Here is a 6431-nt window from a genome sequence, read left to right on the forward strand (position 1 = left end):
CCGCCGACCATGGCGAGCACGCGCCCGGTGCGCGGGTCCATGGAGATCAACGCGCCCTGGACCTTGGGGATTTGTTCCAGCGCCAGGGTCTTGCCGCCGGAGACCATGATGATGTCCCCAGGGTGCAGAATGCTGGCGACATTGCTGGTATGTGTCCAGCGCATGTTTTGCAGGGGCAATGTGCCGGTTCTGGCCGTGTTGCTGAGCGGATCGGCAAAGCCGACGCGGGCCGCGCCGCCATCCGCCGCCAGCACGATGCCAAGCCGCCAGTTGTGGCGCATGCCCGGCGGTGTTGCCTGTTTGGCCAGATCCGCCCGCCAGTTGGTTGCCAGGGCGGGGTCATCCACATGGGCCACAAGCCCGTGCCATCCGCCGTAGATGCGGTCGTAATGCTCCAGCCCGTTGCGCACCGCCGTGGTGGCGGCGGTCTGCAGGGTCTGGTCCAGGCTGGTGTGCACGATCAACCCGCCCTGGTTCACCACATCGGCGCCGAAGCGCTGCGTGAGGTCGGCTTTCACGGCGTCCGCGAAGTAGCCATCGCCGCCGCTGGCGGCCGGAGCGGCGCCGCCGGCATGGGGCAGCAGCGGCTCGGCGGTGGCGGCGTCAGCCTGGGCCTGGGTAATGGCGCCATCCGCCAGCATGCGCCCGATGATGAAATTGCGCCGGGTCAGCGCGTCCTGCGGGTGGAAGAAGGGATCGTAATTGGTCGGCGCCTTGGGCAAGGCCGCCAGCGAGGCCGCCTGCGCGATGTCCAACTGGCTCAGGGGCTTGTTGAAATAGGTCTGCGCCGCGGCGGCGATGCCGAAGGTGTTGTGGCCGAGGTCAACCTCGTTGAGGTAGAGCGTGATGACCTGCTGCTTGGTCATCACCTGGCTCACGCGCATCGCCAGCAGCACTTCCTTGATTTTGGTGGCAAAGGTGATGTGATTGTCGAGGAGCATGTTCTTCACCACCTGCTCGGTGATGGTGGAGGCCCCCTGCGGGCGGCGCCCGCTGCCCATGCGGGCGATGTCGGTCAGCGCCGCGCGCATGATCGCAAGCGGGTTGATCCCCGGTTCCACCCAGAACATCCGGTCCTCGGCGGAAATGAACGCCTGCGCCACCAACGGCGGGATCTGGTCGTAAGGCACATAGATGCAATGCTGCCCGCCGATTTCCGAGACGAGATGGAAATCATCCGAATAGACGCGGCTTTCCAGCGGCGGGGTGTAGGTTTTCAGCGCCTCGACGCTGGGCAGCCCGGCGCTGAACACAAGAAAGGCGCCTGCCCCGGCGATAACGGCGGCAATGGCGCCCAAAAATACCAGGCGGTACAGGCTGGTGACGAAAAAGCGGATGACCCGGCGAAAAATACCTGGTTTTTGCGGGCCTTTGCCTGCGCCGCGCGGGGGGGTGGGCTTGCGCGGCGGCTGGCGCGGCGGCTCCCGGCGGGCTGGGCTTAAGCGTTCACCGGCGCTGAAGGAATCTCTTGAGTCGGGCATAGGCGGCTCCTTAGCACTCCAGTTTCGTGCCTGCGAGGATGCTTTGAATAAAATTGCCGCAACAATTTACCAGCAATTGCGCGGGCAAGCCGTTAACCGGCCACCCGCCGGCCGGCGAAATGCACAAAATATGTGTCGATGGCGTCTGTGATCCGCCGGACCAGAAGCGCGCGCTGCCAGGGGTTGCGCAGACGGGCCTCGTCCAGAGGATTGGTGAGGCAGCCCATTTCCAGCAGGGTGCTCGGGGTGGAGGGGTCGCGCAGCACCGCGAAATTGGCGCTGCGCTGCGGGTCCGGCAACAGCGGGATCACGCCGCGGAACGAGGTTGCCAGATCCTGCGAGAAGGTTGCCGAGCCGAGCTTGGTCGCGCGCGACTCCAGGCTGGCCAGAATTCCCGCCACCTGTGGAGAAACCCCGGCCATGGGCGTTCCCGCCGCGTCGGCGTTGTTTTCGTCATTGGCGATGCTGGCCGCCAGTTTGTCTGAGGCGGTGTTGGAAAGCGTGAAGATCGAGGCGCCGCGCAGGCCGGGGTTGGGCAGGTGGTCGCAATGCAGGGACAGGAACAGATCGGCCTTGGCCGCCACCGCGTCCGCGACACGCTGCTCCAGCGGGATGAACACGTCGCGCATGCGGGTCATCCTCACGCGATACCGCCGGGTGGCGAGCAGGTTTTCATGCAGGGCCAGCCCGGTGGCCAGGGTGATGGTCTTCTCGAACACGCCGTCAGGGGCGATGGCCCCAGGGTCTTGCCCGCCATGGCCGGGGTCGAGCATCACCAATGGCAGGGCATGCGGCGCGCGGGTTGTAGCGCGCGCGGGCATGCCGCCGGCCAGCGCTCCGGCGGTGAAGCCAAAAGCGAGTTGGGCAAGACGGCGTCGGCTCAGGCAGTTCACGCACATGATACAGGTTGCTGACCACAAGGTTTGCGCGCGCACTTAGCGTGAGGTCTCCGGTTTTGTCCACGACAGATTGAAAACATGAGGTTTTGCGCCAGCTGCCGCCCGCTGGATTCTTCTTCGTCTGGCATCTTGCGGTAGGGGGGCGGGTTCAGCTATAGGGTCTCGCGACGGAGTGTAGCTCAGCCTGGTTAGAGTACTGTGTTCGGAACGCAGGGGCCGGAGGTTCGAATCCTCTCACTCCGACCATTTTGAATGGTCCCGTAAAATTCAATCGCATCGCTGTTGGTGTCCCACGGGGCTCCTTTTTGCCCCGGGCTTTGTGCGCCCGGGCGTTGTGCCGGCGCCAGATCCCATGCAACTATCCGTCAGACTCCATTCCGCGGAATGGGAAACAGTTGATGGGGGGAAGTATGTCGGCGAGCGTACAAGAAGATTTCCGGCGAGCCCGCAATGTCGTTGTAGCGGCATATCTGGGATGGACGCTCGATGCGTTCGATTTTTTCATTCTGATTTTCACATTTGACGATGTGGCCAAGACCTTTGGCGTATCGGTCACGTCCATCACCCTGGCGATCACGCTGACCCTCGCGACCCGGGCGGTAGGCGCCTTCATCTTCGGCCGTCTTGCCGATAAATACGGCCGCAAGCCGGTGCTGATGCTGGTCATCTTCCTCTACTCCCTGTTTGAGGCGGCCAGCGGCTTTGCCTGGTCCTTTGCCTCCTTCCTCGCAATTCGCACTTTGTTCGGCGTGGCGATGGGCGGGGAGTGGGGTGTTGGCAGCTCGCTGGCGATGGAGACGATCCCCCAACGCTGGCGTGGCTGGGTTTCGGGTCTGTTGCAGGCGGGGTATCCCTCCGGCTATTTTCTCGCCACGCTGCTGTTTGGTTTTGCGTATCATTCCCTCGGCTGGCGCGGCATGTTTTTCGTCGGCGCCGCGCCGGCATTGCTGATTTTCTTCATCAACAGCCAGATTGAGGAAAGTCCCGCCTTCAGCAAGATCAAGACCGGGCCGAAAATCTCCATCTGGGATGTGCTGCGCAAGAACGCCAAGCTCGCGGTTTATGGCGTGGTGATGATGACGGCGTTCAATTTCTTCTCGCACGGCACGCAGGATATTTATCCCAAGCTGTTCCTGGCCAAGCAGATGCATTTCAACCATGCCACGCTCACTGATATTGTGCTGCTCTATAATCTGGGCGCGATTCTGGGCGGTATTGCCTTCGGCTGGCTCAGCCAGCAGATCGGCCGGCGCTACGCGATCATCGGCGCCTGCGTGCTTTCGCTGCTGGTGCTGTATTTTTGGGCGGAGGGTACATCGGCGTTGGAAGTCGGCATCGCCGCGTTCCTCATGCAGTTTGCCGTACAAGGAGCCTGGGGGGTGGTGCCGGTGCATCTCAACGAGCTGTCCCCGGCGGAAATCCGCGGCACTTTTCCCGGCTTTATCTATCAGCTGGGCAACTTCATCGCCTCGGTGAACGCGCCGCTCCAGGTTGGCATCGCGATGCGGCACGGCGGCGACTACGGCTACGCGCTGATGCTGGTGGCGGGCAGCGTCGCGGTGGTGCTCATCTTGATGATGCTCTTCGGCCCGGAGGCGCGCAATGTCTCCATGGCCACGACGTCCGAGACTTGATGCGGAGCCGGCTCGCGGTGGCGGGCCGGCGCGTTTCCCGCGGGCGGGTTGATGTCCGCAACCATATGTTCCGCATGCATGACAGCGGTGCAAGCTGCCCTGGGGAGGCTGCTGAATTTCATCCGGCGCGGCGCGGGATATTTCTCCGGCGCTGCCGCAGGTTCAGGCCGCAGGTCCAGAAGGAAGCTTGTTCAGCCTGGGAGAATTGGCCCTGGCCGCCGCCTGGCCGTGGCTCAGTTGCCGGCCGTTTGGCCGATCGGCTGCAACGGACAGGGACAAATCGCAGCCAGCGGTATTTTTTTGATATGGATCAAAGCCGCGTTCCTTGTTAAGGTTTGGTCATGGCAATCTTAAATGAGCTTTCGGAGTTCCGCCGCCCGATAGCAATTAATCTCGCGAATCGGCCTACGCCTTCGAACTGCGAAGATTGCGGTGCGCGCCACAACGGGTTGTGCGAGGCGTTGACTGAAGATGAGCTCGCATTTCTGGCCCGTTCGGCGCAGCGCATCACCCTGGCTCCTGGCACGGTGTTCGTCGAAGAAGGCGAGAAGGCGGCCTATTTCTACAATATAAACCATGGCAACGTGCGGTTGTTTAAATCCCTGCCGGATGGGCGCCGCCAGATTACCGGTTTTTCCGGGCCGGGGCATTTCCTGGGGCTTGCGGCGGGTGAGAACAACGCATTCTCCGCCGAGGCGATGGATAGCGTGAAGCTCTGCCGCTTCAGCCGCGCCAGCCTGATGGCGGTGTTCGAGGAGTTGCCGGTGCTTGAGCGCAAGCTCCTCGGCGTGGCGATGCATGAGCTGGTGCTGGCGCAGCAGCAGATGCTGTTGCTCGGGCGCAAGACCGCAATTGAACGGATCGCCAGCTTTCTGCTCTCCTGGGCGGTGCGGCTGGAAATGTGCCCCGCCGGCGGGTTGCCTGCGGCCAATTCCGTGCTGAAACTACCCCTTTCCCGGACTGACCTTGCGGATTACCTGGGGCTGACGATCGAGACCGTGTCGCGCTCGCTCAGCCAGCTTAAGCGCGATGGAATGATCGACATTCCCAACATCCACGAGATTATCCTGCTCCGTCCGCGCACGCTCTCGGAAATCGCTGAAGCCGCAGTTTGATCTGCGTCATGGCGCCTCGCCGGCCGGCCTGGGATGATCCGTTCATATAATGGAGGATATCATGAAGGTTGCCGAGCTGATGAATAAAAATGCTGTGTCTGTGCGGCCTTCGACGGCCGTGGCCGATGCCGCGCGGATTATGCTTGCGAATCGGCTCACTGGTTTGCCCGTGCTTGATGACGCGGGCAAGCTGATTGGCATTGTCAGCGAGGGGGATCTGTTGCGCCGCGCCGAGATCGGCACCGATGGCAAGCAGGCCGGCTGGCTGAAGACGTTTCTGTTGCCCTCCACCGTCGCGGCTGATTATGTCGCCACGCATGCCCGCCATGTCAGCGGGGTGATGACGCATAATCCGGTGTTCGTCACCTCGGATACGGAGCTGTCCGAAGCCGCGGATCTGATGCTGCGCAAACATATCAAGCGCCTGCCGGTGCTCGATGACGGCAAGCTGGTAGGCATGATCAGCCGTACCGACCTGCTGCGCATCCTGGCCCGCAAGCTGATCGAGACACCGGAGAACACCAGTGACGAGGCGATTAGCAATTACATTCGCGCCGAGCTGGAGCATGCCCGCTGGGCGCCTAAATCGGGCATTCGCGTCAAGGTGGATGCCAAGAAGGTGACGCTGGAAGGCACTATTTTCAGCGATGAGGAGCGCCAGGCGGTGGTGGTGATCGCAGAGAACGCGCCGGGGGTGAAAGAGGTCGAGGACAAGCTGCTGTTCGTCGATCCGGCTTCGGGCATGGCGTTTCCCGCGCCGTAAATTTTTTCACCGGCGGACGGGGTTGCAAGAAATTCGTCGCTCGTTGCTTGTGAGCGCCGGACATAGTTGCTACAGCCTCCCGCACGGTCGGAGCGTAGCGCAGCCTGGTAGCGCATCAGTCTGGGGGACTGGGGGTCGTGGGTTCGAATCCCGCCGCTCCGACCAATTCAGCTCCATAAATTTTAGCGCAGGCGGGTTTGCATGAGCGAGGCGTTGCGCGTTCGTGGGTTGAGCAAATCCTTCGCCCGGCCGGTCATCGCCGGGCTCGACCTCAGCATCGCGCCGGGTGAGTTTTACGCTTTGCTGGGGCCCAACGGGGCGGGCAAAACCACGACGTTGCGGATCATCGCCGGGCTGATGCGCCCTGATGCGGGCAGTGTTTGCGTGTTCGGGCGTGATGTGCTGGCAGACCCCCTGGGGGCCAAGGCGATTATGGCCTGGCTGCCCGATGAGCCGTTGCTCTACGACCGGCTGAGCCCGATGGAATATCTCGAATTCGTCGCCGGGCTGTGGCGGGTGGACCCCGCGGTGGCCAAAAC

At 62.6% G+C, this 6431-nt stretch carries 6 protein-coding genes and 2 tRNA genes; 6 read left to right on the top strand and 2 right to left on the bottom strand.

Going from position 1 to position 6431, the window contains the following annotated elements; all coding sequences use genetic code 11:
• Both HKL97_RS02630 and HKL97_RS02635 read right to left on the bottom strand, forming a co-directional pair.
• Positions 1-1481 (bottom strand): transglycosylase domain-containing protein (locus tag HKL97_RS02630; RefSeq protein WP_291422553.1); only part of this gene is annotated, 1481 nt, incomplete at its 3' end.
• Between the two features lie 92 nt (positions 1482-1573).
• The gene (locus HKL97_RS02635) at positions 1574-2380 is read right to left on the bottom strand and encodes an N-acetylmuramoyl-L-alanine amidase (RefSeq protein ID WP_291422554.1); all 807 of its coding nucleotides are present in this window, start codon (positions 2378-2380) and stop codon (positions 1574-1576) included.
• 168 nt (positions 2381-2548) lie between these two features.
• Between HKL97_RS02635 and HKL97_RS02640 the strand changes: the two genes are divergently transcribed.
• The 6 genes from HKL97_RS02640 to HKL97_RS02665 all read left to right on the top strand — a co-directional run.
• Positions 2549-2626, top strand: a tRNA-Pro gene (locus HKL97_RS02640).
• A 164-nt stretch (positions 2627-2790) separates the two neighbouring features.
• Complete coding sequence (locus HKL97_RS02645) at positions 2791-4014, top strand: MFS transporter (RefSeq protein WP_291422555.1); 1224 nt, start codon at positions 2791-2793, stop codon at positions 4012-4014.
• Positions 4015-4475: 461 nt separating this feature from the next.
• On the top strand, positions 4476-5129 hold the full coding sequence (locus tag HKL97_RS02650; protein WP_291422556.1) for a helix-turn-helix domain-containing protein: 654 nt from the start codon (positions 4476-4478) through the stop codon (positions 5127-5129).
• Positions 5130-5190: 61 nt separating this feature from the next.
• A complete protein-coding gene (locus tag HKL97_RS02655; protein ID WP_291422557.1) occupies positions 5191-5892 on the top strand; it encodes a CBS domain-containing protein in 702 nt (233 codons plus the stop codon).
• An 88-nt stretch (positions 5893-5980) separates the two neighbouring features.
• Positions 5981-6057 (top strand) — tRNA-Pro (locus HKL97_RS02660).
• Between the two features lie 36 nt (positions 6058-6093).
• On the top strand, positions 6094-6431 hold a 338-nt coding region (locus tag HKL97_RS02665; RefSeq protein ID WP_291422558.1), incomplete at its 3' end, for an ATP-binding cassette domain-containing protein.

Source organism: Acidocella sp. (genome assembly GCF_013044125.1).
Classification (GTDB): Bacteria; Pseudomonadota; Alphaproteobacteria; order Acetobacterales; family Acetobacteraceae; genus Acidocella.